The organism is Pontixanthobacter sp. CEM42 (genome assembly GCF_017812015.1).
In the GTDB taxonomy this organism is placed as follows: domain Bacteria; phylum Pseudomonadota; class Alphaproteobacteria; order Sphingomonadales; family Sphingomonadaceae; genus Pontixanthobacter.
Window position 1 is genome coordinate 647,411 of the sequence record NZ_JADQTN010000002.1, and the last position, 22,366, is coordinate 669,776.

At 57.0% G+C, this 22,366-nt stretch carries 20 protein-coding genes; 10 read left to right on the plus strand and 10 right to left on the minus strand.

All coding sequences use genetic code 11. The features are described 5' to 3' along the window. The first annotated feature begins 56 nt into the window (after positions 1-56). The gene (locus J9777_RS13160) at positions 57-926 is read left to right on the plus strand and encodes a 3-hydroxyacyl-CoA dehydrogenase NAD-binding domain-containing protein (protein ID WP_209349261.1); all 870 of its coding nucleotides are present in this window, start codon (positions 57-59) and stop codon (positions 924-926) included. A 9-nt stretch (positions 927-935) separates the two neighbouring features. Here the strand turns inward: J9777_RS13160 and J9777_RS13165 are convergent, their stop codons facing one another. The 3 genes from J9777_RS13165 to mutS form a co-directional block, all read right to left on the minus strand. Then, positions 936-1,259, minus strand: coding sequence for a DUF202 domain-containing protein (locus tag J9777_RS13165; protein ID WP_348632003.1), 324 nt, complete (start codon positions 1,257-1,259; stop codon positions 936-938). Between the two features lie 80 nt (positions 1,260-1,339). Continuing rightward, positions 1,340-1,795, minus strand: coding sequence for a hypothetical protein (locus tag J9777_RS13170; RefSeq protein ID WP_209349262.1), 456 nt, complete (start codon positions 1,793-1,795; stop codon positions 1,340-1,342). 24 nt (positions 1,796-1,819) lie between these two features. Further along, on the minus strand, positions 1,820-4,447 hold the full coding sequence (gene mutS, locus J9777_RS13175; RefSeq protein ID WP_209349263.1) for a DNA mismatch repair protein MutS: 2,628 nt from the start codon (positions 4,445-4,447) through the stop codon (positions 1,820-1,822). Positions 4,448-4,569: 122 nt separating this feature from the next. On the opposite strand from mutS, the gene J9777_RS13180 reads away from it, so the two are divergent. Beyond that, positions 4,570-6,831, plus strand: a complete 2,262-nt coding sequence (locus J9777_RS13180) for an NADP-dependent malic enzyme (protein WP_209349264.1) — start codon at positions 4,570-4,572, stop codon at positions 6,829-6,831. A gap of 2 nt (positions 6,832-6,833) precedes the next feature. Here the strand turns inward: J9777_RS13180 and J9777_RS13185 are convergent, their stop codons facing one another. The 6 genes from J9777_RS13185 to lptB form a co-directional block, all read right to left on the minus strand. Continuing rightward, entirely contained in the window at positions 6,834-7,883 is a 1,050-nt protein-coding gene (locus J9777_RS13185; protein WP_209349265.1) for an alpha/beta hydrolase, read from the minus strand. Between the two features lie 30 nt (positions 7,884-7,913). Beyond that, a complete protein-coding gene (locus J9777_RS13190; protein ID WP_209349266.1) occupies positions 7,914-8,594 on the minus strand; it encodes a LytTR family DNA-binding domain-containing protein in 681 nt (226 codons plus the stop codon). A gap of 26 nt (positions 8,595-8,620) precedes the next feature. After that, the gene (locus J9777_RS13195; protein ID WP_209349267.1) at positions 8,621-9,322 is read right to left on the minus strand and encodes a tRNA (guanine(46)-N(7))-methyltransferase TrmB; all 702 of its coding nucleotides are present in this window, start codon (positions 9,320-9,322) and stop codon (positions 8,621-8,623) included. 330 nt (positions 9,323-9,652) lie between these two features. After that, positions 9,653-10,348, minus strand: coding sequence for a response regulator transcription factor CtrA (locus J9777_RS13200; RefSeq protein WP_160604897.1), 696 nt, complete (start codon positions 10,346-10,348; stop codon positions 9,653-9,655). Between the two features lie 141 nt (positions 10,349-10,489). Then, complete coding sequence (gene rpoN, locus J9777_RS13205; RefSeq protein WP_209349268.1) at positions 10,490-11,944, minus strand: RNA polymerase factor sigma-54; 1,455 nt, start codon at positions 11,942-11,944, stop codon at positions 10,490-10,492. A gap of 26 nt (positions 11,945-11,970) precedes the next feature. After that, on the minus strand, positions 11,971-12,747 hold the full coding sequence (gene lptB / locus J9777_RS13210) for an LPS export ABC transporter ATP-binding protein (protein WP_245228810.1): 777 nt from the start codon (positions 12,745-12,747) through the stop codon (positions 11,971-11,973). 242 nt (positions 12,748-12,989) lie between these two features. On the opposite strand from lptB, the gene J9777_RS13215 reads away from it, so the two are divergent. After that, a complete protein-coding gene (locus J9777_RS13215; RefSeq protein ID WP_245228742.1) occupies positions 12,990-13,289 on the plus strand; it encodes a hypothetical protein in 300 nt (99 codons plus the stop codon). A gap of 89 nt (positions 13,290-13,378) precedes the next feature. Then, entirely contained in the window at positions 13,379-14,725 is a 1,347-nt protein-coding gene (locus J9777_RS13220; protein ID WP_209349271.1) for a TldD/PmbA family protein, read from the plus strand. Positions 14,726-14,734: 9 nt separating this feature from the next. On the opposite strand, the gene ppa is transcribed toward J9777_RS13220, so the two are convergent. Continuing rightward, complete coding sequence (gene ppa / locus J9777_RS13225) at positions 14,735-15,262, minus strand: inorganic diphosphatase (RefSeq protein ID WP_209349272.1); 528 nt, start codon at positions 15,260-15,262, stop codon at positions 14,735-14,737. 118 nt (positions 15,263-15,380) lie between these two features. On the opposite strand from ppa, the gene hisS reads away from it, so the two are divergent. From hisS to metK, 6 genes are all read left to right on the plus strand, one after another. Next, a complete protein-coding gene (hisS, locus tag J9777_RS13230) occupies positions 15,381-16,652 on the plus strand; it encodes a histidine--tRNA ligase (RefSeq protein WP_209349273.1) in 1,272 nt (423 codons plus the stop codon). Next, positions 16,652-17,719, plus strand: coding sequence for a peptide chain release factor 1 (gene prfA, locus J9777_RS13235; protein ID WP_209349274.1), 1,068 nt, complete (start codon positions 16,652-16,654; stop codon positions 17,717-17,719). Before hisS ends, prfA begins: the two co-directional genes overlap by 1 nt. 10 nt (positions 17,720-17,729) lie before the next feature. Further along, positions 17,730-18,551, plus strand: coding sequence for a peptide chain release factor N(5)-glutamine methyltransferase (gene prmC, locus J9777_RS13240; RefSeq protein ID WP_348632004.1), 822 nt, complete (start codon positions 17,730-17,732; stop codon positions 18,549-18,551). A 246-nt stretch (positions 18,552-18,797) separates the two neighbouring features. Beyond that, positions 18,798-19,487, plus strand: a complete 690-nt coding sequence (locus J9777_RS13245) for a DUF4167 domain-containing protein (RefSeq protein WP_245228743.1) — start codon at positions 18,798-18,800, stop codon at positions 19,485-19,487. A gap of 33 nt (positions 19,488-19,520) precedes the next feature. Further along, positions 19,521-21,095 carry an apolipoprotein N-acyltransferase gene (gene lnt, locus J9777_RS13250; RefSeq protein ID WP_209349276.1) on the plus strand — a complete coding sequence of 525 codons (1,575 nt, stop codon included), beginning with the start codon at positions 19,521-19,523 and terminating at the stop codon, positions 21,093-21,095. Between the two features lie 59 nt (positions 21,096-21,154). Then, a complete protein-coding gene (metK, locus tag J9777_RS13255) occupies positions 21,155-22,366 on the plus strand; it encodes a methionine adenosyltransferase (protein ID WP_209349277.1) in 1,212 nt (403 codons plus the stop codon).

Consider the following 22,366-nt stretch of genomic DNA (forward strand, 5'->3'; position numbering starts at 1 on the left):
GGGCTGGATCAAGCCGTTAACAGGCGCCTTTGCTGCAATTGCGAAGGAATATTTTGATGCGGAAAGTCGCGGTAATCGGTGCGGGTCAAATGGGTTCGGGCATTGCCCAGACTGTGGCGCAGCATGGTATTCAGATCATGCTGTCGGATATCGATCTGGCAGTGGCCGAGAAAGCCAAAGACGGCATCGAAAAGTCGCTCGGCAAGCTGGTCGGGCGCGGAAAAATCGAAATCGCCGATGCCGAATCCGCTTTGTCGCGGATTACCCCAATTGGCGAGAATGCGCCGATGGCTGAAGCTGATTTGATTATCGAAGCAGCAACCGAGCAGGAGCACATCAAGAAAGCGATTTTTGAAGCGGCTGGCAAAGTCCTGCGCGATGACGCGATTATGGCCAGCAACACCAGTTCGATACCAATCACTCGCATGGCCAACTTCGCGCCCGATCCGGCGCGTTTTATCGGGCTGCACTTTTTCAATCCCGTGCCGGTGATGGGTTTGATAGAGGTCATTCCCGGTCTTGCTACCGCTCAGAATACGACCGATCAGATCACGGCTTTTGCTGAAAGTCTCGGCAAAGAAGTTGTTCTCTCTCAGGATGAACCTGGCTTCGTTGTCAACCGCATCCTGTTGCCGATGATCAACGAGGCGATTTTCGTTCTTGGCCAAAGTACCGCCAATATCGAAGACATCGACAAAGGCTGCCGGCTGGGTTTGAACCACCCGATGGGGCCGTTGCAGCTCGCGGATTTCGTCGGGCTCGACACCTGCTTCGAGATTATCAAAGTGCTCTATGATACGACAGGCGACAGCAAATATCGCCCTGCGCCATTGCTGGTGAAATATGTCGAGGCCGGTTGGCTGGGCCGCAAAACCGGACGCGGCTTCTATGACTACTCGGGCGAAGCGCCAGTTCCTACGCGTTAGGAAAACGGCCTAAAGAGCAGCGCTCTTTCGCAGTAGCCATAACGCTGCGGCGAGTACGACTGCGAGTGCTGTTACAATATAACTCAGCCACCGCATATGCAGCACGCGGGGGGCATCAATGTCATGGGTGGAAAGACGTGTAAGCGTCTTGCAGGCGTTGCGCTGCGCCGACCAAGCTACCAGTCCGCCGATCAGTATGAATACCGTGGCGATTGCTTTTGCTAGCCACGGTGGATCAAACTCACCGAACAGGGCTCTGAAGCCCAGTCCGATACCAATTGCTGCGAAGGCGGTACGCATCCATCCGGCATAGGTCCGTTCAGTCGCTTGCACGGTGCGGTCTTCGGCTCAATCGGTGCGTTGTTCAGCTAAATCGTTAGAATCACTCTTTTTCGCCATCCCAACTACATAGATCAATGAATGTCGTCTTCAACACGTATACGCTCAATGGGTTCGTCCGCAGCTCTGCCCGGGGGGCGTTCGGAAGTGGTCCGTATCGGGCGCGTTTGAACGGATTGTGAAGCGTTGCTTTGCTGCACGATCATGGCTTCGTCATTGTCGTTATTGCTGGCACTTGGCTTCGTAGTCGGGCTGGGATCGAAGCCTTCAGCCGTATCGATGAGCTCGTCGTCCTCAAAAAACTCGGATATCGGAGGGTTGGCTTGTGGAGCCGCCGCTTCGGATTGCACCACCGTGGCGGGCTTAGCTTCGTCAGCGACTTGGGCTTCGTTCTCTCCAGTGAAGTCTTTGGATATCTTCATCAGCAAGCCGTCTTCACCCTCCGAGCCGACAAGCCGGGAGAGGCCGAACATGATCAGGCCAAGAAAAACCAGCGAAGCGAGGCCGTTGCGAGAGATAAATGAACCCATGAAGGGATATTAGCCGAAAATTCCTTAAATTTCGGTAGACTCGGCTGTGCGCTTCAATTCGTAGAGCAATTCGAGGGCGTCGCGCGGAGACAGGGCGTCTAGATCGAGCTGTTCGAATTGCTGGCGGAGCTTGGTATCGGCGCTTTCTTCTTCTGGCTCTGCAACAGCTGCAAACAGCGGTAAATCACCAAGTCCTGCGGCCAATCCGCCCGTTTCCGCACGGCCTTTCTCCAACTTGTCGAGAACCGACTTAGCCCGAGAGACGACCGGCTTGGGAATGCCCGCCAGTCGGGCTACGGCCAGACCATAGCTGCGATCTGCGGGACCTTCCGCAAGTTCGTGCAGCAACACCAGATCGCCCTTCCATTCGCGGGCCCGGACATGGTGCAGCGACAACGCATCACAGCTATCGGCCAATCGTGCGAGTTCGTGATAGTGGGTGGCGAACAAGCATCGGCAGCGATTGGTTTCATGCACTGCCTCGACTACCGCCCATGCCAAGGCCAGGCCGTCATAGGTCGACGTGCCGCGCCCGACTTCGTCTAGGATCACAAAGCTCCGCTCGGTTGCTTGCGAGAGGATCGCGGCCGTCTCGACCATCTCAACCATGAAAGTCGAACGTCCGCGCGCCAGATTGTCCGACGCGCCCACGCGGCTGAACAACCGATCCACCAGACCGATTGTCGCGCTGGACGCAGGTACAAAGCCGCCTGCTTGGGCAAGCAGTATGATTAGCGCATTCTGCCGCAGAAAAGTCGATTTACCACCCATGTTGGGGCCGCCGATTAGCCACAGGCGATCTTCTTCACTCAGCGCGCAATCATTGGCGACAAAGCGATCATCGCTGGCGGCCAAAGCCGCCTCCACCACGGGATGCCTTCCTGCTGCGATATCTAGGCAACTATCCTTGCAAATATCCGGCTTGCACCAATCGCCTTCAGCAGCGCGTTCGGCTTGTCCGGCGGAGACATCCAGCCTCGCTAGGGCAGATGCCGTTGCTGCAATGGCTTGGCGCGCGGCAATGACCTGATCAGTCAGGTCTTCAAAATGCGCTTCCTCCGCCGTCAGCGCATGTCCGCCCGCTTCGGCAATGCGTCCTGCCTCTTCATGCAAAGAGAGTGAGTTGAAGCGCACTGCGCTGGCCATAGTCTGCCGGTGCGTGAACCCGCTATCTGGCACCATTAGTGCGTCGGCATGTTTGGGTGGCACTTCGATGAAATAGCCGAGCACGCCATTATGCTTGATCTTAAGCGAGGCGATGCCGGTATCTTCCCGATAGCGCGCTTCGAGCGCCGCGATTGCGCGCCGCGCATTGCCCGAAACTTGGCGTAGCTCGTCGAGCGCGGCGTCATATCCTTCAGCGATGAATCCGCCATTCTGCCGTTCGGTTGGTGGTGATGCGACCAGCGCGCGTTGCATCAGATCAACCAACGCCCCGTGACCGCCCATCGCAGGAAGAAGCCTTTCGAGCAGGGTAGGGTGATCGCTCTTTTGGCTCAGGAAGTCACGAATGCGCCGCGCTTCGGCCAAGCCATCGCGAATTTGCCCGAGATCACGCGGGCTGCCTCGGCCCGCTACCACTCGACCCAAAGCTCGTCCGATATCGGGAAGCGCGCGAAGTACTTCGCGCAGATCGGCGCGTAGCAGTGGGTCTTGGTGCAAATACTGCACCAGCGCGAGTCGCTCCGAAATAGCGATCAGATCGCAAAGCGGCGCGGCCAGATCGTCAGCCAGTTGCCGTGCACCCGCGCCGGTAACACAGCGATCCACGGCGGCAATCAGACTACCTGCGCGCCCGCCTTGTTGAGAGGTGAGAATTTCCAGACTTGCCCGCGTGGCCTCGTCCATTGCCATTTGCGCGTCGCTCGCGCGCAGTTGCGGAGGAAGCAGCAGCGGTAAATTCCCGCGGCCGACATGATCGAGATAGGTAATCAGCCCCCCTGCGGCGGCCAGCATTTCGCGCGTAAAATCACCAAATGCATCGAGGGTTTTTACCTCATGGATCGCTTTGAGTTGCCGCTCTCCATCGTCGCTTCCGAAGTCACCTCGAGGCCTCTCGATCACATCGTCGATTGCACGATTGAACCCCTCGGGCGCAACGACTTCACTGGCTCCGATCTGTGCGAGCGAAGCATTCACATCTAATGGTTCGCAGCGTTGCAAAATCATCTGACCAGTAGAGATGTCGCAGCTGGCTATTCCGATAGCTCCACGCACTTCGCAGATGGCGGCAAGAACATTGGCGCGGCGCGGTTCGAGCAATGCTTCCTCGGTCAGCGTGCCTGCGGTTACGAACCGCACAATGTCCCGCTTCACCAGCGTTTTTGAAACTGGAGTGCCTTCTTTCTTGGCACGGATTTTGGCTTCTTCGGGCGTCTCGACCTGCTCGGCAATCGCAACGCGGCATCCGGCTTTGATCAACTTTGCAAGATACCCTTCGGCAGCGTGCACCGGCACGCCGCACATCGGGACGGGATTGTCCTGATCTTTGCCACGTGCGGTTAGGGCGATATCGAGAATGCCCGATGCGATCTTCGCATCTTCGAAAAACAGCTCGAAGAAATCACCCATCCGGTAGAACAGCAGGCAGCCTTCGGCCTCCTGCTTCAAAGCATGATATTGCTCCATCATCGGTGTGGACTTGCCCGCCATAGGATCGGGTTACGCGCGGGCGGCTCGATTCGGGAAGGGGCAGGGTGATGCCTTTCCCCTATCGCATTGCGCCAAGCTGGTTTAAACGGCGATCAGCAGTTTACAGCAGAGGGATTACCTACGTGGCAAACGACAAAAATGCAGGGTTCACCAAACGCGAAGCATTGTTTTACCACGAGACAATCCGGCCCGGCAAAATCGAGATTGTCGCTTCCAAGCCGATGGCAACGCAGCGCGATCTGGCGCTGGCCTATTCCCCGGGTGTTGCTGTACCGGTTCAGGCCATCGCGGATGATCCGGCCAATGCAGCGAAATACACCGCGCGCAGCAATCTGGTCGCGGTGATTTCAAACGGTACGGCCATTCTTGGCATGGGTAATTTGGGTGCATTGGCATCCAAGCCCGTGATGGAGGGCAAGGCGGTTCTGTTTAAGCGTTTCGCCGATGTAGATTCTATCGATATCGAGCTCGCAACAGAAGATCCGGACGCCTTTATCGAAGCGGTTGCCCTGATGGAGCCGAGCTTCGGCGGGATAAATTTGGAAGACATCGCCGCGCCTGAATGCTTCATTATTGAGCAAGCGCTGCGCGAGCGGATGAATATTCCGATCATGCATGATGACCAGCACGGCACGGCGATTATTGCCGCCGCTGGCCTGATCAACGCCTGTCACTTGACCGGGCGTGATTTCAAAGACGTGAAGATGGTTGTGAACGGGGCGGGCGCGTCTGCGCTTGCCTGTACTGCGCTGATAAAGAGCATCGGCGTACCGCATGAGAATGTGACCGTGTGCGACCGGTCTGGGCCAATTTACCCGGGCCGCGAAAAGGTCGATCAGTGGAAAAGCGCCCACGCGGTCGAGACAGAAGCGCGTACGCTGGAAGAAGCGCTAGACGGTGCCGATATTTTCCTCGGGCTGTCTGCCGCTGGTGCGCTCAAGCCGGAATGGGTCAAGAAAATGGCGGATAAGCCGATCATCTTCGCAATGGCCAATCCTGACCCCGAGATTACGCCGGACGACGCCAAAGCCGTCCGTCCCGATGCGATTATCGCAACGGGCCGTTCGGACTTCCCCAATCAGGTGAACAATGTTCTCGGTTTCCCATTCATTTTTCGCGGCGCGCTGGATGTGCAAGCGACTGCGATCAACGAGGAAATGAAAGTCGCCGCGGCGCATTCGATTGCCGAGCTGGCCCGCCGCCAAGTGCCCGAGGAAGTGGCCGCTGCCTACGGCAAGAACCACAAGTTCGGCACCGACTACATCATCCCTGCGCCATTCGATCCGCGCCTGATGGAAGTTGTCTCGTCAGCCGTCGCGAAAGCAGCGATGGATTCGGGCGTTGCGCTCGCGCCGATCGAAGATTTTGAAGCCTATGGGCAGTCTCTTAAGGCGCGTCTCAATCCGACGACATCGGTTCTTACGAACACCTATGAGACAGCAAAGGCCAATCCAAAACGTGTCGTGTTTGCCGAGGCAGAAGAAGAAGTCGTGCTGCGCGCGGCGATCCAATTCCGTGACTTTGGATACGGCACACCGGTTCTGGTGGGCCGGACCAAAGCTATCGCCGACAAAATGCATATGTTGGGCGTCGAGGATCATCGCGATTTCGAAATCCAGAACTCGAAAGACAGCGAACATGTTCCTGCGATGGTCGACTATCTCTATGAGCGACTGCAGCGCAAAGGTCATACGCGCCGTGATGTTGGCCGGATGGTCAATCAGGAACGGAACGTCTTTGCCGCGCTGCTTGTGGCGCTGGGTCATGGCGATGCGATGATTTCGGGCGTCACGCGAACCTTCGCGCAGACAGCGCGCGAAGTTAATCTGGTGCTCGATTCAAAAGAAGACGCGCTGCCTTTCGGTATCCATATGATGATCGGCAAGAACCACACGACATTCCTTGCCGACACGACCATCAACGAACGCCCGAGCGCTGAAGAGCTTGCGCATATTGCACGCGAAACCGCTGCCGTTGCACGCCGGATGGGCCACGAACCGCGTGTAGCGTTCCTGTCATATTCGACCTTTGGCAATCCGAGTGGGAAATGGCTCGACAATATTCGCGGAGCGGTAGCGATCCTCGATCAGGAAGATCCTGGCTTTGAGTATGAAGGCGAAATGGCACCCGATGCTGCGCTGAACCCGAAAGTCATGGAGCTATATCCGTTCAATCGCCTGTCTGGCCCCGCCAATGTGCTGATTATGCCCGGTCTGCAATCGGCCAACCTGTCTGCAAAAATCCTGCGCGAATTGGGCGGAGATGATACGATTGGCCCGATGTTGATCGGGATGGAGAAACCGGTGCAGATCGTTCCGATGACCGCAATCGCACCTGATGTACTGACGCTGGCGGTGTTGGCTGCCGCGGGGGTGGTGGGGTGAGCTTACTCGCCGCCAGCAACGGAGCGTAGCCATTTACTGACTGGCTCCACGAACAATTCTGGCCGACTTTCCCCGTCGCTCCAAGCATAGGCGGAAACTGGGTCTGGGTAGATGCGTAGCCCATGGCCAGCATGCGGAATCTCGAGCCATGTCGCAGAGCCGGGGCGCAACCGATTGATCGTATCGACAATGACGCGATGGCTTTGGCGGGGTTCGAACTGATCGTATTCGCCATAGATCACCATCACGGGCTTCTTGATCCGGACCCAAGCCGACAGCCAGTCTTTTTCGGCAGCTTGCCAGTGCCATGCGTGAGGGCGGCCATAATGCGGTTTGGTATCTGTCCCGAGCAGTGAGTTCCAGACGCCTGCTAGATGAGGATGAGCCTCTTCAATGGCTTCGGGCGTCATTTTGTCGAGCAGATAGTAGCGCTGAAATTCCATCCGGCGCAGCATCTCTGCGTGGATCTTGTCAGGTGCGAAATCGGCTTGTCGTTCGAGCTGCTGCCTATCGAAATGCACCATCCGCTCGAGATATGTCAGGGCCCCGCCGCCTTGGACAATAACTCCAGCAACATCATTTCCGTCTGCGACAAGCGGTGCTGTCGTCGAACCCAAACTGCTGCCATATATCACGATCCGGTCCGAATCGACCCAGTGATCCTTCGATATTTGGGCCAACGCCTCGCGGTAGTGGCGTACCTCGGTATTGTAATCGAGCGCGTTGCAGCCCGGCCCTTCGCTTGATCCTTCACCCGCTCTATCAACGCGGATGAGGGCATAGCCAGCAGCCAGCGCCAGCCGTTCTTCTGAACTGACACGATTCTCGCGAGGCGCGACGGAACCGCACGATACCCACTGGGTAAGAAACAGCGCGGGCAATGGCGCCTGCGAGCCTGTCGGTCTGCTAACATAGCCAGACAGGGTAAGGCCCTCGGTCGTCGAGACGGAGACTGTCTTATGCTCAAGCGCGGAAGCCTCTTGCGCTGATGCATGGGCCGAATGGGCCAAAGTAAAAACGAACAGGGCGGATGCTAGAATACGGTAAATCATGCGGCGAGAATGCCGCGGATCAGGGGTGGATCAAGCTCGCCGGGACGAAGGGACGAAATCCAGCAGATTGCGATACGCGTTGCCAACCGGCAAACGCTTGCCATTTGTGAGCAGCACTCCCTGCCGGTCCAGTCGTGCAACTGATTTGCGCCGGACCACGTAAGATCTGTGTATCTGACAAAGCGCACTGGCGTCGCTTTCTAGCAATGCAGCAAGCGTCGATCTAACAAGTACGGGCGGACCGTTAGAGCGGTGCAGTTCCACATAATTGCCTGCGGCACGGGCCCAATCGAAATCCTGCAGGTGCCCATCACTTGTAGTGCTCTTTGTTCGGTTCTCGCGAGTTCTTAGGGCCAGTATGCCAAGGACCGTAGCTGAAACTGCCAATCCGGGTAGCCGACGCACGATCTCAAAGTCCAAATCGGTGCGGTATTCCCCGTAAATTGGTAACTCGATGGCGAGCGAGACGATCATGGCTACGGTCAGTGCGCAGCAGACTGTCCTCAGCTTGTGGAAGTGGCGCGCAGTTTCGACAGCCGCGATCCACGGCACGATGTTGATGACACCCCACGCAACCGCGTTGAAAAGAGTTTCCGGATTGCCGGCGAAGTAATTGTAGAGCAGACAATAGACCGCATTTAAGGCAACTGCAGCGAAGCATAGGGCCGTCAGCCTTAGCGTTATCGGATAGTTTTGATATGCTGCGAGCACCGACCTTCTCCAACCAAACCGTCGTTCTATTTCCGCTGATACCGGAAATACCACACTTCATGTCCGAACACTTCGCGCGCCTTTTTCTCGTAGCGGGTTTGGCTCCAGCCGCCGGGGCGGTTTTGCCAGTCTGACGGGCTTTCAGCGAGCCATTCGAACTCGTCTGTGTGGCGGCGCATTACCATCAGAGCGTGACGCAGATAGATATCATGATCGGTGCCGAAACGAAATTCGCCGCCAGGTTTGAGTTTCGCTGCGATCATTTGCACCGGACCGTCATTCATCATCCGCCGCTTGGCATGACGGGCTTTGGGCCATGGGTCAGGATGCAGCAAATAGACGAAGCTAAGCGCACCATCTGGAATGCGCGCCAATACTTGCAGCGCGTCCCCGTGGTGGAGGCGGATATTGGGTAAGCCGCGCTCTTTCGTATGGGTGAGCGCGCCTGCGACACCATTCAAAAACGGCTCGGCCCCGATAAATCCGTGATCGGGCAGCATATCGGCGCGGTCGGCCATATGTTCGCCAGAACCGAAGCCGATTTCAAAATGCATCGGCCGGTCGTCGCCGAACAAGCCTTGCGACGTGACGTCGCCTTCCAATGGTACAGCAATCTTAGTCAGGAAATTCTCGACCAGATCTTGTTGGCTCGCGCGCAGGGGTTTGCCTTGGCTACGGCCGTACAAGCGGTTGAGTGTCGTTGGATCGCCGGGCTTGTGAGCAGTCATGGTGGAGCGTTTAGGCGGCTTTGTGTATGGTCTCAAGCAGCGGGGGTCTGTTTGTTTAGACCCTCAGTCGCCGGGCGGAATGCATCCGCATTCCTTGGCTACCTCGCATAAGCTCGGGCGCGCAGTCGCGCTTGCGGTTCACTGGTCGTGAACCGAACCGTTCCAAGCCATCGATATTCGTTTTGAATCTTGGCCGCGGTAGCCACAGGGAGCGAAAGCGAGGATATCGCGCGCCGGATGGCGTACGGAAAACAAGTAAACCACATACAAAAACGCGCCCAGAGTTCTTCAACTCGGGGCGCGCTCTCGCTGTATCAGGAGACTAAAAACTTAGGCAGCTTCTGCGGCTGCTTCTGGATCGCGCAGGACGTAACCACGGCCCCACACCGTTTCGATGTAGTTTTCGCCATCACATGCGTGGCTGAGCTTTTTGCGCAGCTTGCAAATGAAGACATCGATAATCTTGAGTTCGGGCTCATCCATGCCGCCATAAAGGTGGTTGAGGAACATTTCCTTGGTGAGCGTTGTGCCTTTGCGGAGCGAAAGCAGCTCCAGCATGGCGTATTCTTTGCCGGTCAGGTGAACACGGGCGCTGTCGACTTCAACAGTCTTCGCATCGAGGTTCACGGCCAGTTTGCCGGTGCGGATGATCGATTGGCTGTGGCCTTTCGAACGGCGCACAACGGCATGAATGCGGGCAACCAGCTCTTCGCGGTGGAAAGGCTTGGTTACATAATCGTCAGCGCCGAAGCCGAAGCTGCGGATCTTGCTGTCCATTTCGGCAATGCCGGAAAGGATGAGAACGGGTGTTTGTACCTTGGCGACGCGCAGCTTCTTGAGCACGTCATAGCCGTGCATGTCTGGCAGGTTCAGGTCGAGCAGGATGATATCGTAATCATACAGCTTGCCCAGATCGAGCCCTTCTTCGCCCAGATCGGTCGCGTAGACATTAAAGCCTTCGGTGGTTAGCATTAACTCGATAGCTTTGGCCGTTGTTGGCTCGTCTTCGATCAACAGTACACGCATGGGTGGCTCCCCTCTTGCCCAAATCAGTCTGGTAACACTTCGCTAAGAGGTGTTGCCGTGGATTAACCACACAACATCTGAACAAAAAAGGTTAACGCGCGGTAAACACCGTTAACACTTTTTTGGTGTGACCTTCGGGACTCACCCCAAAGCCTGCAGCTTTTTCGCCCTTCGGCGCTGCACGCTGCTGCCGATGCCCATAGCTTCGCGATATTTCGCTACCGTCCGGCGGGCAATATCGAAGCCTTCGCCTTTGAGCATTTCAACAAGCTTATCATCGGAGAGAATTTTCTTCGGGTCTTCGGCATCGGTGAGCGCTTTGATCCGGGCCTTTACTGATTCAGACGAGGCACCGCCTTCACCATCGGCGCCGCCGCCGACCCCGCTCATAAAGAAGTATTTGAGTTCAAACGTGCCGCGATCGCAATGGAGGTATTTATTGGAAGTTACGCGACTGACCGTGCTTTCATGCATTTCGATCTCTTCAGCGACTTCGCGCAGCGTCAGCGGACGTAATTCGGATACGCCGTTGCGGAAGAAGCCGTCCTGCTTCTTAACAATCTCGGCCGCCGTCTTGAGGATTGTCTTTTGTCGCTGGTCGAGCGCTTTGATCAGCCAGTTTGCATCATTGAGCTTCTCATTAAGCCAGCCGCGTGACTCTTTATCAGTGCAACCCTGTTTGAGTTCAATGAAGTAGCCGCGATTGACAACAAGGCGCGGAAGCGTCGCTTCATTAAGTTTTATGTCCCAGCCATCTGCATCATTCTGCGCAATAAGAATATCCGGCACGACTGCGCTTTCTGGTGTGCCGCCATAGGCTAGGCCCGGCTTTGGATCGAACTCGCGTAGCTCGCCGAGCATATCGGCAAAATCTTCGTCATCGACATCGCACATTCGCTTGAGCCGGGCGAATTCACCCCTCGCAACAAGATCGAGGTTCTCGATCAGTCGCTCCATACAGGGATCGTAGCGATCAATTTCTTTCGCTTGCAGCGCGAGGCATTCGCTTAAATTTCTAGCGCCGACACCGGTCGGGTCGAGGGTTTGGACAGCCTCTAGCGCTTGTTCGGTTTCCACGAGTGAGACACCCAGCTCGGCAGCGATCTCTCGCGGTTGACTGCGTAGATATCCGGCTTCGTCAAGCTGGCCGATAAGATTGCGGGCAATGAACTCTTCGCGGGCATCGGAGCAGGCGGCACCGACTTGCTCGTGCAGATGGTCAGCGAGCGATATCGAGTCCGCACTGCTTTCCTCTATTCCTGGCAGGTCATCTGCAGTTGCACCTGATCCTGCGGCACCCCATTCGCCGTCTCCGGTGTCACGGTCCACATCAATTGCTGTCTTGTCGATGTCGAGCGCTGCCTCTTCACCCACAGGTGCATCGGCCGCCGGTTCGTTCATGGATTCGTCTTTGACGGGTGCATCCTCGCTCCGAAGTTCCCCTGCTTCCAGCAGCGGATTGGCTTCGAGCGCATCACCGATGAAGGTTTCGATTTCCAGATTGGACAGCGCCAGCAGCTTGATCGCCTGCTGCAATTGCGGCGTCATTACCAGCGATTGCGACTGTCTGAGGTCTAGGCGCGGGCCCAAGGCCATGGATCAGGTTTCCGCCATCCTGCTCATTACAGAGTGAAGCCTTCGCCTAGGTAGAGGCGCTTTACATTCTCGTCAGCGACCAAGTCTTGCGGAGTTCCAGCGAACAGAACCTGCCCGCCATAGATGATGCAGGCACGGTCGACGATTTCCAGTGTCTCGCGAACATTGTGATCGGTGATCAACACGCCGATCCCGCGTGTCTTCAGATCTTTGACCAGATCGCGGATATCGCTGATCGACAGTGGATCAATTCCGGCGAAGGGCTCGTCCAGCAGCATGATTGACGGCTTTGCTGCCAGTGCGCGGGCAATTTCGCAGCGGCGACGTTCACCGCCCGAGAGCGCCATTGCCGGCGATGTCCGCAGACGCTCCAATCCAAATTCGTCGAGCAATCGCTCCAATTCTGCGCTGCGTGTGTCAGCATCAGGCTCGACCATTTCGAGCACGCAGTTGATATTCTGTTCAACCGTCATTCCGCGAAAAATGCTCGTTTCTTGCGGCAGGTAGCCGAGCCCGAGAATTGCACGGCGATACATCGGCAGTTTGGTAACATCGTCGCCGTCCATCAGGATCCGGCCCGAATCCGGCTTCACCAATCCCATGATGGAGTAGAAGCAGGTTGTCTTACCTGCGCCGTTCGGGCCGAGCAGGCCAAGGACTTCACCCTTGCCGACAGTAAGCGAGATATCGGTGAGGACGGCGCGTTTATCATAGCTCTTGGCGATGGAAATGACTTCCAATCCGCCATTGGGCATCGGGGCCGTCGCTGCGACCGGCTCAGTTCGTTCTGCGGTTTCCTGCATGCTCATAGACTGCCCATGTAGCATTCCGAGTCCCGTTGAGAAGCCGTTTTCTGCAAACTGGCAAGATTCGTGCATGGTGTATCGGGGCATGGTCAAAGCCCCTTGTGGTTACTGCGCTTGATTGTCGGGCCAGACTTTGAAATACTCCGACTCGGGACGAGGACATTGGGAGAAAGCGTATGAACAAGGCGCTTAATGACGCTCACGAGACATCGGGGCGGGGCAAAGATTGGCGAAAGAGCATGAGCGATCATGTGGCCTTTGCGCTGTTGGTCTATACTGGCATCCATATTTTCGCGACCGTTGGCGCCATGAAGGCGACCGGTCTCAAAACAGGCGCATTGTTTGCGCTGTGTTTCCTAGTCGCAGCGATTATTCCTGCATTGCGCAAGTTTGAGCGTCGCTGGACGACGCTGAGCGATGAGCAGGCGGTCGACCCCGATTATGCTCCGGCCTTCCGGCGTGATCTGGCCTTCCTGTGGATTCTGGCAATTGGTCTGCCTTTCGCGCTGACCTTTATGTTCAGGGCGATGGCGGGTTGAATTGTAAGCGCTGAATTAGTGCGGGGGCGTTGCCTCTGCTCATCTGCCACTCTAGGTCCGGACAATGACATTACGGGCCAGTTTCTGACATGATTACCTCCTCCGAGGCGCAGGATCGCTGCGCGCAATTGATCGATCTTGCGACCAAAGCCGGTGCGGATGCTGCCGATGCAGTGACCGCTGCGAGTGCGTCCGAGAGTGTTTCAGTGCGGCTTGGTGCATTGGAAGATGTTGAGCGATCCGAAGGCGAGGAAATCGGCTTGCGGGTGTTTGTCGGCCGGCGCTTTGCAACAACCAGCACCAGCGATTTTTCCGCAAGCGGGTTGAGTGATTTGGCGAAACGCGCGGTCGCCATGGCCAAGCTAGCGCCCGAAGATCCCTATGCAGGGCTTGCCCCTGAGCACTTGCTGGCAACCGGCACAGCGCGCGATCTCGACGTGTGTGACCCTGCAGAACCCACGCCGAGCGAGATTAAAGCGCGTGCTTTGCACGTCGAAGATGCTGCCCGCGCCGTTTCGGGTGTGACCAATAGCAATGGCGCAAGTGCAGGCTTCTCGCGGTCGATCTCGGCATTGGTCACCAGCCATGGTTTTTCGGCGGGTTACGAAGCCACCAGCCACAGTCTGAGCGCAAGTATGATCGCAGGCGAAAGCGAGACGATGCAACGCGACTACGACTATCGCGTCGCTCGGCACCTGTCCGATCTACCATCAGTCGAATCGATCGGCAAAAATGCGGGTGAGCGCTCGGTTGCGCGGCTCAACCCTGGAACTCTGCCCAGCGGCGCGATGACGGTCGTGTTCGATCCGCGTGTAGGCGGCACACTTGTCTCTCACCTTCTCGGCGCGATGAGCGGGATGGCCATCGCACGGCGATCCAGCTTCTTACTCGACCGGTTGGACGATGATCTGTTTGCCAAGTCGATCCGGATCATGGATGATCCGCACAAAATGCGAGGGCCGCGTTCGCGACCTTTTGATGGCGAGGGTTTGCCAACCGCGCCTCGTGCAATCGTAGAGAATGGCAGAGTAACCGGGTGGTTGCTCAACGTCGCGTCGGCCAAGCAATTGGCGCTAGCACCAACCGGCCACGCATCTCGCGGTGCCGGAGGCTCACCGGGTGTCTCGGCGAGCAATGTTCATGTTGAGGCTGGCGATGTGACACGCGATGAGCTGATCGCGGACATCAAGGATGGCGTGCTCGTCAACGAGCTAATCGGGCAAGGCGTCAACGGGATTACCGGTGACTATAGCCGCGGTGCATCAGGCTTCCGTATCAGCGACGGCAAAATTGCTGGCCCGGTTTCCGACTTCACAATAGCCGGCAATCTGATCGCTATGTTCGCGAACCTAACGCCAGCAAATGATCTGGAAATGTACCGCGCCATTAATGCCCCGACGTTGCGGGTCGATGGCATGACGATAGCTGGCGGCTGAGCCGCTGGCTTACTTTCCGGCCAGTGCGATGGCTTCCAACACCACTCGCTTCGCCTCCTCGGCATCACCCCAATTGCCGACGCGGACCCATTTTTCGGGCTCCAGGTCTTTGTAGTGGGTGAAGAAGTGTTCGATTTGTTGGAAGATGATCGAGGGTAAATCCTTGGTCTCACCGACATCCGAATAATATGGGAACGTCGTATCCACTGGCACGCAGACTAGCTTTTCATCACCGCCATGCTCGTCTTCCAGATTAAGAACGCCAATCGGGCGGGCGCGCACTACCGAACCCGCGATGAAGGGCGTGCGGGCAATGACCAGCGCATCCAGCGGATCGCCATCGGGCGATAGGGTGTGCGGAATAAACCCGTAATTGGCGGGATAGCGCATCGGCGTGTGCAGAATACGGTCGACAAACAAAGCGCCTGAATCCTTGTCGAATTCATATTTCACCGGCTCGCCGCCGGTTGGCACTTCGATGATGACGTTGAGGCTTTCGGGCGGATTGTCGCCGATGCTGAGTTTGCTGATATCCATGCACTGCTCAATAGCGACGGGCAGCGGCTCCGCCAACAAAGAAAATGCTGCACTGCGGCAAAGTGACTATATCGCAGGCTATATTGCGAGCGGCGCGGCAACCGCCTAAGCGGCACCCATGAGCAAGAATACGCCCAAAGCGATACGTGGAACGCAGGATATTTTCGGCCCCGATGCGGAGGCATTTGCCTTTGTCGTTGAGACATTCGAGCGCGTCCGCAAACTCTACCGCTTCCGCCGCGCGGAAATGCCGGTGTTTGAAAAGACCGAAGTGTTCGCGCGCTCGCTCGGCGAAACAACCGATGTCGTTTCGAAGGAAATGTACTCATTCGAAGATCGCGGCGGGGATTCGCTGACGCTGCGCCCGGAATTTACGGCTGGGATTGCGCGTGCTTATTTGACCAATGGTTGGCAGCAGCACGCGCCGCTGAAGCTGGCAACGCACGGCCCCCTGTTTCGGTATGAGCGCCCGCAAAAAGGCCGCTATCGTCAGTTCCACCAGATTGATGCGGAGATTATCGGCGCGGGTGAACCACAGGCTGATGTCGAATTGCTGGCGATGGCCGATCAGCTTCTGAAAGAACTGGGTATTGAGGATGTCACGCTGCATCTCAACACGCTGGGCGATGGGGAAAGTCGCGAAGCATGGCGCGCGGCACTCGTGGAGTATTTCCGCGCGGTCAAAGACGAGTTGAGTGAAGATTCGCAAGAGCGGCTGGAGAAGAACCCGCTGCGAATTCTCGACAGCAAGGATCGTAAGGACAAACCCTTCCTCGCTGATGCACCGAAGATTGATGACTTTCTGTCCGACGAAGCACGCGCGTTTTTTGAAGCGGTGACCAGCGGGCTGGATGCAGCAGGCGTCAAATGGAAACGCGCTGAAGCTTTGGTGCGAGGTCTGGATTATTACCGCCACACGGCGTTTGAATTTATTCCGGACGAGGGGAGTGTGTCTGCGGATGCTTTGGGCAGCCAGAGCACGGTGCTCGGTGGCGGGCGCTATGATGGGTTGATTGAGAACCTCGGTGGCTCGGCCACGCCCGCGGTGGGTTGGGCTGCAGGTATTGAGCGGCTGGCTATGTTGGTTGGTGATCGAGCGGACGACTTGCTTGAAGTCGCAATCGTTGCCGAGCATGCTGCACGCGAGTCGGAAGCCGCTGAGTTGGTCGCGCGCTGCCGACGGCGTGGTTTTCAGACAGAACTGTTTGCGACCGGGAGTCCGAGAAAGCGGTTCGACAAAGCGAGGAAAGCCGAGCCAGCAGTTCTAGTATCATTCGATGTTCGAGAGGGTAAAGACACAACGAAGTTTGCTTGGTTCGAGAGTACTTCAGGTCGTGTCGAAGAAGCCAAGGCGTTCTTGAGCGAATTTCAGAGCGCATCTGAGATATAATGAATATCCCCGAAGAACGCCTTGTCCAAATTGTGAACCGATTCGCTGAACTCGAAGCGCGGATGGCGTCGGGTACGCTCGAGGGAGAGGAATTCGTCAAGGCGAGCCGCGATTATGCGGAGTTGGAACCTGTCGCGCGTAGTGCGCAGGATGTGCAGGCGATTCGTGAGGAAATTGCCGGGCTGGAGGACATGCTCTCTGATCCTGAAATGAAAGCGATGGCCGAGGAAGAGCTTCGCGGATTGCGTGAAAGCCTGCCCGGGAAAGAACGCGCGCTTGCCATTGCCATGCTTCCGCGCGATTCTGCCGACAGCCGTCCAGCGATGCTGGAAATCCGCGCTGGTACCGGCGGTGATGAAGCGGCACTCTTCGCAGGCGATCTCTACCGGATGTATGAGAAATTCGCATCTGAGCAGGGGTGGAAAGTCGAGCCGGTCAGCATGAGCGCCTCGGAAGTCGGCGGCTTCAAGGAAGTCGTTGCCAATGTCACCGGTACCGGCGTGTTCGCCAAGATGAAATTCGAAAGCGGTGTCCACCGCGTGCAGCGTGTGCCCGTGACCGAAAGCGGCGGACGCATCCATACGTCGGCGGCGACTGTAGCGGTTCTCCCTGAACCGGATGAAGTCGATGTCCATGTCGATCCGAATGATTTGAAGGTCGATATCTATCGCGCCTCTGGCGCAGGCGGTCAGCACGTCAATACGACCGATTCCGCAGTACGTCTGACACACTTGCCGACTGGCCTAGTGGTGATCCAGCAGGACCAACGTAGCCAGCACAAAAACCGCGACAAGGCGATGCAGGTGCTGCGCACGCGGCTGTATGATCTGAAGCGCGCAGAAGCTCATGGCGCAGAGGCGGAAGCGCGCAAAGCAATGGTCGGTTCGGGCGACCGCTCCGAACGCATCCGCACTTATAATTTCCCGCAGGGCCGCGTGACCGATCACCGGATTGGATTGACGCTGCATAAACTGCCGGAAGTGCTCGAGGGGGCAGGCCTCACCGAATTGGTCGATGCCTTGATCGCTGAGGATGAGGCAAAGCGCTTGGCCTCGCTCGATTCGTGAAGCTGGGGCAGTGAAAGTCTCAGACGCGTTGCGTGACGCTGCAAAACTGCTCAGCGAGACATCTGATACCGCGCGGCTCGATGCGGAGTTGCTGATGGCGGAAGCCATGGAGATTTCACGTTCCGATATGTTGCTGCGGGCAGTTGACCTCGAAGTGCCATTGCGTTTCGAACGATTGGTCGAGCGACGGGCTCAGCACGAACCGATTGCCCACATCCTGGGTCATCAGGAGTTTTACGGGCGCGAATTTTTGGTGACGCCAGATGTTCTGATCCCGCGCGGTGATAGTGAGACTATTGTCGATGTAGCGCTCTCGCAATGCACGGATGATGCGCGAATGCTCGATCTTGGTACGGGGTCAGGAGCACTCCTGCTGACATTGCTCGCTGAAAAGCCGAATGCCAGCGGTGTAGGCGTCGATGCGTCGCTGAGCGCTGTTGCAATCGCTGCGTCAAATGCTGCGCGGTTGAGCGTGTCGGAACGCGCTCACATTTTACATCGCGACTGGAAAGATGCAGACTGGACCGATGATCTTGGCCTGTTCGATCTGATCGTCGCCAATCCGCCCTATGTCGAAACCGCTGCGGAGTTGGATCCGTCAGTGCGCGACTTCGAACCAGCGCAAGCTCTCTTCGCCGGTCCTGATGGTCTGGATGACTACCGCATTGTCATTCCGCAAATACGCAACTTGCTTACCGATGGGGGCATCGCCGTCCTCGAAATCGGCCATACTCAAGACGCTGCGGTCTCTGAAATCGCCTCCAAATCTGGCTTCTCTGTCGGGCTTCACCGCGATCTTGCCCACAGGCCGCGCGCCTTACTGCTGAGATAAGGGCTTGGCAAAGCTGAAAACAGGGGTTACCCCTACAAACAGATCAGCGGTTTTCGGCGATTTCGCCCTCAATCCGGTCTAGCTCCAACATTTGCGAACGGCCTGCGCTTCGGCGCCAATGCGACCGGAAAACAGGCAAAATGCAAATGGGGCTTCCGCGTTTCGCGATAATGTGGGCGCGGTTAGGTCATTTGGCCGGGCGGCATGAACAACGCCGCCATGGGTCGTTACCGGGAAGAGAATTCCTTGAATAATAATCGTAATAACAATCGTCGCCGCGGTGGTGGTCGCAACAACAACCGCAATCAGGGCGGTAATCCGAACGCACAGAACCGGATTGATAATCGTGCGCGCGGCAATGCGCCGCAGCTGCTCGATAAGTACAAGAAGCTCGCGCAGGATGCCTATCACAATGGCGACCGCGTGCAGCAGGAGTACTATCTGCAATTCGCCGATCACTATTTCCGCGTCATCGCCGATAATAAGGCTCGTCAGGAAGAAGCGCGCGCGAAACGTCAGGAAGAGCGCGGAGATTCCGGTGACGATTCTGACGGCAACGATGATGATGGCGGTAAGCAGAATAACCGCCTATCACGCGGTCGCCGCGATGATCAGAATGATGATGGCGGTAAGCCGAACGGGCGCGGACGCGGTCGGGGCAATCGCGCTCAGGATGATGGCGATGGCGACCAAGGTAACCGGGGCAGTGAAGGTGATGAAGGTGAAAACCCATTCACTCGCGAAACCAAACGCCCGCGCAAGCCGCGTGCTGCAAAGCCTTCGGCCGATAATGGTGAGCTCGACGTGAGTGCGCTCCCGCCAGCCATCGGTGGAGCGGATGAGGAAGAAGCGCCCAAGCCGAAACGTGCTCCGCGCCGCCGCAAGGTTGCTGATAAAGACAGCGATGGTGCCGCCGAAGCTTCGGCAGAGGCGTAATCGCACAATAACGGGCTGGGAGAGGGTTCCGCGATGACTGCTCTCGCCCGATTTACAGGATTTGCGCTGGCAAGACCGCGCTGGCTTGCGCTGATTTTAGGGGCGCTTGCGGCAACCGGTTTTCCGCCGTTAGCGCTTTGGCCTCTTACGTTGCTGGCAATGGCCGGGCTGATGTGGTTGATATTCACCGCCAAGGGGTGGCGCGACGCGGCAATGCGCGGTTGGCTGTTTGGTGTCGGCCATTTCACGCTGGCCAACAATTGGATAGCGACGGCCTTCACTTATCAATCGGAAATGCCGACCGCGCTTGGCTGGGTCGCAGTTCCACTGTTATCACTATATCTGGCGGTGTATCCGGCACTCGCAGCAGCTTCCGCCAAACTGCTGTCCCGCAATCAAAGCATCGGCTGGTTCGGCCTGTTGTTTGCGGGCACTTGGGCGATAGCCGAATGGCTGCGCAGCTGGGTATTTACTGGCTTCGCATGGGATCCGTTAGGCTTGGTCTTGTTGGGGCCGTTCAATAGCCCAGGCTTAGCCATCGCTCTGCCATGGTTCGGCACCTATGCGCTGTCAGGCTTAGTGATCGCACTCGCCGCAATATTCCTGTCGCTCGCATTTCGCCGCAAGCCTCTGACGGCACTCATGGTTGCAGCGCCATTAGTCGCTGGCATGTACGGAATATTTCCAGAACAGCAAGAAGGCACACTGGCGTTTACGCTGATCCAACCTGATATCCGGCAGGAAGAGTTGAACGATTCGTCCAAATTCGAGGGGCATTTTATCCGCTCGGCGTTGCTGTCCCGGAAGCAGCGAGAAGTTGAGAAACGTCTGGTCCTCTGGCCGGAGTCGGGCGTTCCCGATTACATTCGTGATGGCTATCCGCAGCGCTACTATAGGCAGATGACTGTCAATGCGGACCCGGCTTTGGCGCGGTTCAGGTTAGGCCGGGTCGCGGACAAGGGCGGGATGCTGCTCACTGGTAATGTCGATCTGGAGATTGAAAATGGCCGCGCTGCAGGCGCGCGGAATGCAGTGACCGCCATCAGTGAGCAGGGTGAACTTGTCGCAGGTTACGACAAAGCGCATTTGGTCCCCTATGGTGAATATCTGGCGCTGCGCTGGCTGCTGGAACCGCTTGGTGCAACACGGTTGGTTGCTGGAAGTATCGACTTTTGGCCCGGCCCCGGTCCGCAAACGCTGGAACTTGGTGAATGGGGCAATGCAGGGATTCAGATTTGTTACGAGATCGTATTCTCAGGCGATGTCGTAGATTCGGAAACCCGGCCCGATTACATCTTCAATCCATCCAACGACGGCTGGTTCGGTTCATGGGGACCGCCACAGCATCTGGCGCAGGCACGGATGCGGGCAATTGAGGAGGGGCTACCAGTCCTCCGTTCAACCACCACCGGTATCAGCGCAGTGATCGATGCCAATGGTGTTGTGCGCGATTATATTGGCATGCGCCGCGACGCCCGAATTGACGGGTTCGTTCCGCCAGCCAAAGCGCCGACACTATTTTCCAAGCTCGGCAATTGGCTACCAATGGGTTGGGCAATTCTCGCAATATTGCTTTCGCTGGTTGCCACTCAGTTGCGACGCGGCTAGGACGCCGCACAGACATAAGGATTTCTTTATATCCTTGGGCTTTCTTCATATGAGGCATCATGCGTAGCGATTATCTGTTCACTTCGGAAAGCGTTTCCGAAGGCCATCCCGACAAAGTTTCCGATCAAATTTCCGACGCGATTGTCGATCTGTTCCTGTCAAAAGACGCCGAAGCACGCGTTGCCTGCGAGACGTTGACGACAACGCAGCGCGTTGTTTTGGCCGGCGAGATTCGTGGTCGGGGCATCATGGACACCGATGGCAATTGGGCATCTGGTGTTGAGCAAGAAATCGAAGACACTGTTCGCAAGACAGTTCGCGAAATCGGTTACGAGCAAGACGGGTTTCATTGGGAAACACTGACCTTCGAAAACCACCTTCACGGCCAATCCGCACACATCGCGCAAGGCGTCGATGCGAGTGGCAACAAGGATGAAGGTGCCGGCGACCAAGGCATTATGTTTGGGTACGCATGTGACGAAACGCCGGATTTGATGCCCGCGCCAATCGATTACAGCCACAAAATTTTGGAGCAGATGGCGGCGGATCGGAAAGATGGCACTGCGCCATTTTTGGAGCCAGACGCCAAAAGCCAAGTCACGCTACGTTACCAAGATGGTAAGCCCGTCGCCTGCACAGCAGTGGTTGTTTCGACCCAGCATGCTGAGGGCTATGACTCAGGCGCTGAAGAGATCGCGCTCAAAGACTATGTGAAGAAAGTCGTTGGAGGCGTTCTTCCGGACGGTTTCATTTCGGGTGATACCGCATGGCATATCAACCCGACCGGCTCCTTTGTAATCGGCGGTCCAGATGGCGACGCGGGCCTTACTGGCCGCAAGATCATCGTCGACACGTATGGTGGTGCAGCCCCACATGGCGGCGGCGCATTTAGCGGCAAAGACCCGACCAAGGTTGATCGTTCGGCTGCTTACATCACGCGTTATCTGGCGAAGAATATCGTTGCTGGCGGTTTCGCGACCAAATGTACGATCCAGCTCGCCTATGCGATTGGCGTATCCTCGCCATTGTCGCTCTATGTCGACACGCACGGCACCGGCAGCGTCGATGATGCAGCGATGGAAAAAGCCATCCAAGGCATCAAGAAGCTTGGTGGCCTTACCCCGCGTGCCATCCGCACCCATCTTGGTCTCAACAAGCCAATCTACAGGAACAGCGCAGCCTACGGTCACTTTGGCCGGACGCCTGCCGGCGATCACTTCCCATGGGAAAAGACCGATCTGGTGGACGATTTGAAAGCGGCTCTCGCCTAA

What these genes read in the sequence shown, in the direction of transcription:
- J9777_RS13160 (WP_209349261.1), top strand. Translation starts at nt 57, where the DNA reads ATGCGGAAAGTCGCGGTAATCGGTGCGGGTCAAATGGGTTCGGGCATT.
- J9777_RS13170 (WP_209349262.1), bottom strand. Translation starts at nt 1,795, where the DNA reads ATGGGTTCATTTATCTCTCGCAACGGCCTCGCTTCGCTGGTTTTTCTT.
- mutS (WP_209349263.1), bottom strand. Translation starts at nt 4,447, where the DNA reads ATGGCGGGCAAGTCCACACCGATGATGGAGCAATATCATGCTTTGAAG.
- J9777_RS13185 (WP_209349265.1), bottom strand. Translation starts at nt 7,883, where the DNA reads ATGATTTACCGTATTCTAGCATCCGCCCTGTTCGTTTTTACTTTGGCC.
- J9777_RS13195 (WP_209349267.1), bottom strand. Translation starts at nt 9,322, where the DNA reads ATGACTGCTCACAAGCCCGGCGATCCAACGACACTCAACCGCTTGTAC.
- J9777_RS13200 (WP_160604897.1), bottom strand. Translation starts at nt 10,348, where the DNA reads ATGCGTGTACTGTTGATCGAAGACGAGCCAACAACGGCCAAAGCTATC.
- rpoN (WP_209349268.1), bottom strand. Translation starts at nt 11,944, where the DNA reads ATGGCCTTGGGCCCGCGCCTAGACCTCAGACAGTCGCAATCGCTGGTA.
- lptB (WP_245228810.1), bottom strand. Translation starts at nt 12,747, where the DNA reads ATGCAGGAAACCGCAGAACGAACTGAGCCGGTCGCAGCGACGGCCCCG.
- J9777_RS13215 (WP_245228742.1), top strand. Translation starts at nt 12,990, where the DNA reads ATGAGCGATCATGTGGCCTTTGCGCTGTTGGTCTATACTGGCATCCAT.
- J9777_RS13220 (WP_209349271.1), top strand. Translation starts at nt 13,379, where the DNA reads ATGATTACCTCCTCCGAGGCGCAGGATCGCTGCGCGCAATTGATCGAT.
- ppa (WP_209349272.1), bottom strand. Translation starts at nt 15,262, where the DNA reads ATGGATATCAGCAAACTCAGCATCGGCGACAATCCGCCCGAAAGCCTC.
- hisS (WP_209349273.1), top strand. Translation starts at nt 15,381, where the DNA reads ATGAGCAAGAATACGCCCAAAGCGATACGTGGAACGCAGGATATTTTC.
- prfA (WP_209349274.1), top strand. Translation starts at nt 16,652, where the DNA reads ATGAATATCCCCGAAGAACGCCTTGTCCAAATTGTGAACCGATTCGCT.
- lnt (WP_209349276.1), top strand. Translation starts at nt 19,521, where the DNA reads ATGACTGCTCTCGCCCGATTTACAGGATTTGCGCTGGCAAGACCGCGC.
- metK (WP_209349277.1), top strand. Translation starts at nt 21,155, where the DNA reads ATGCGTAGCGATTATCTGTTCACTTCGGAAAGCGTTTCCGAAGGCCAT.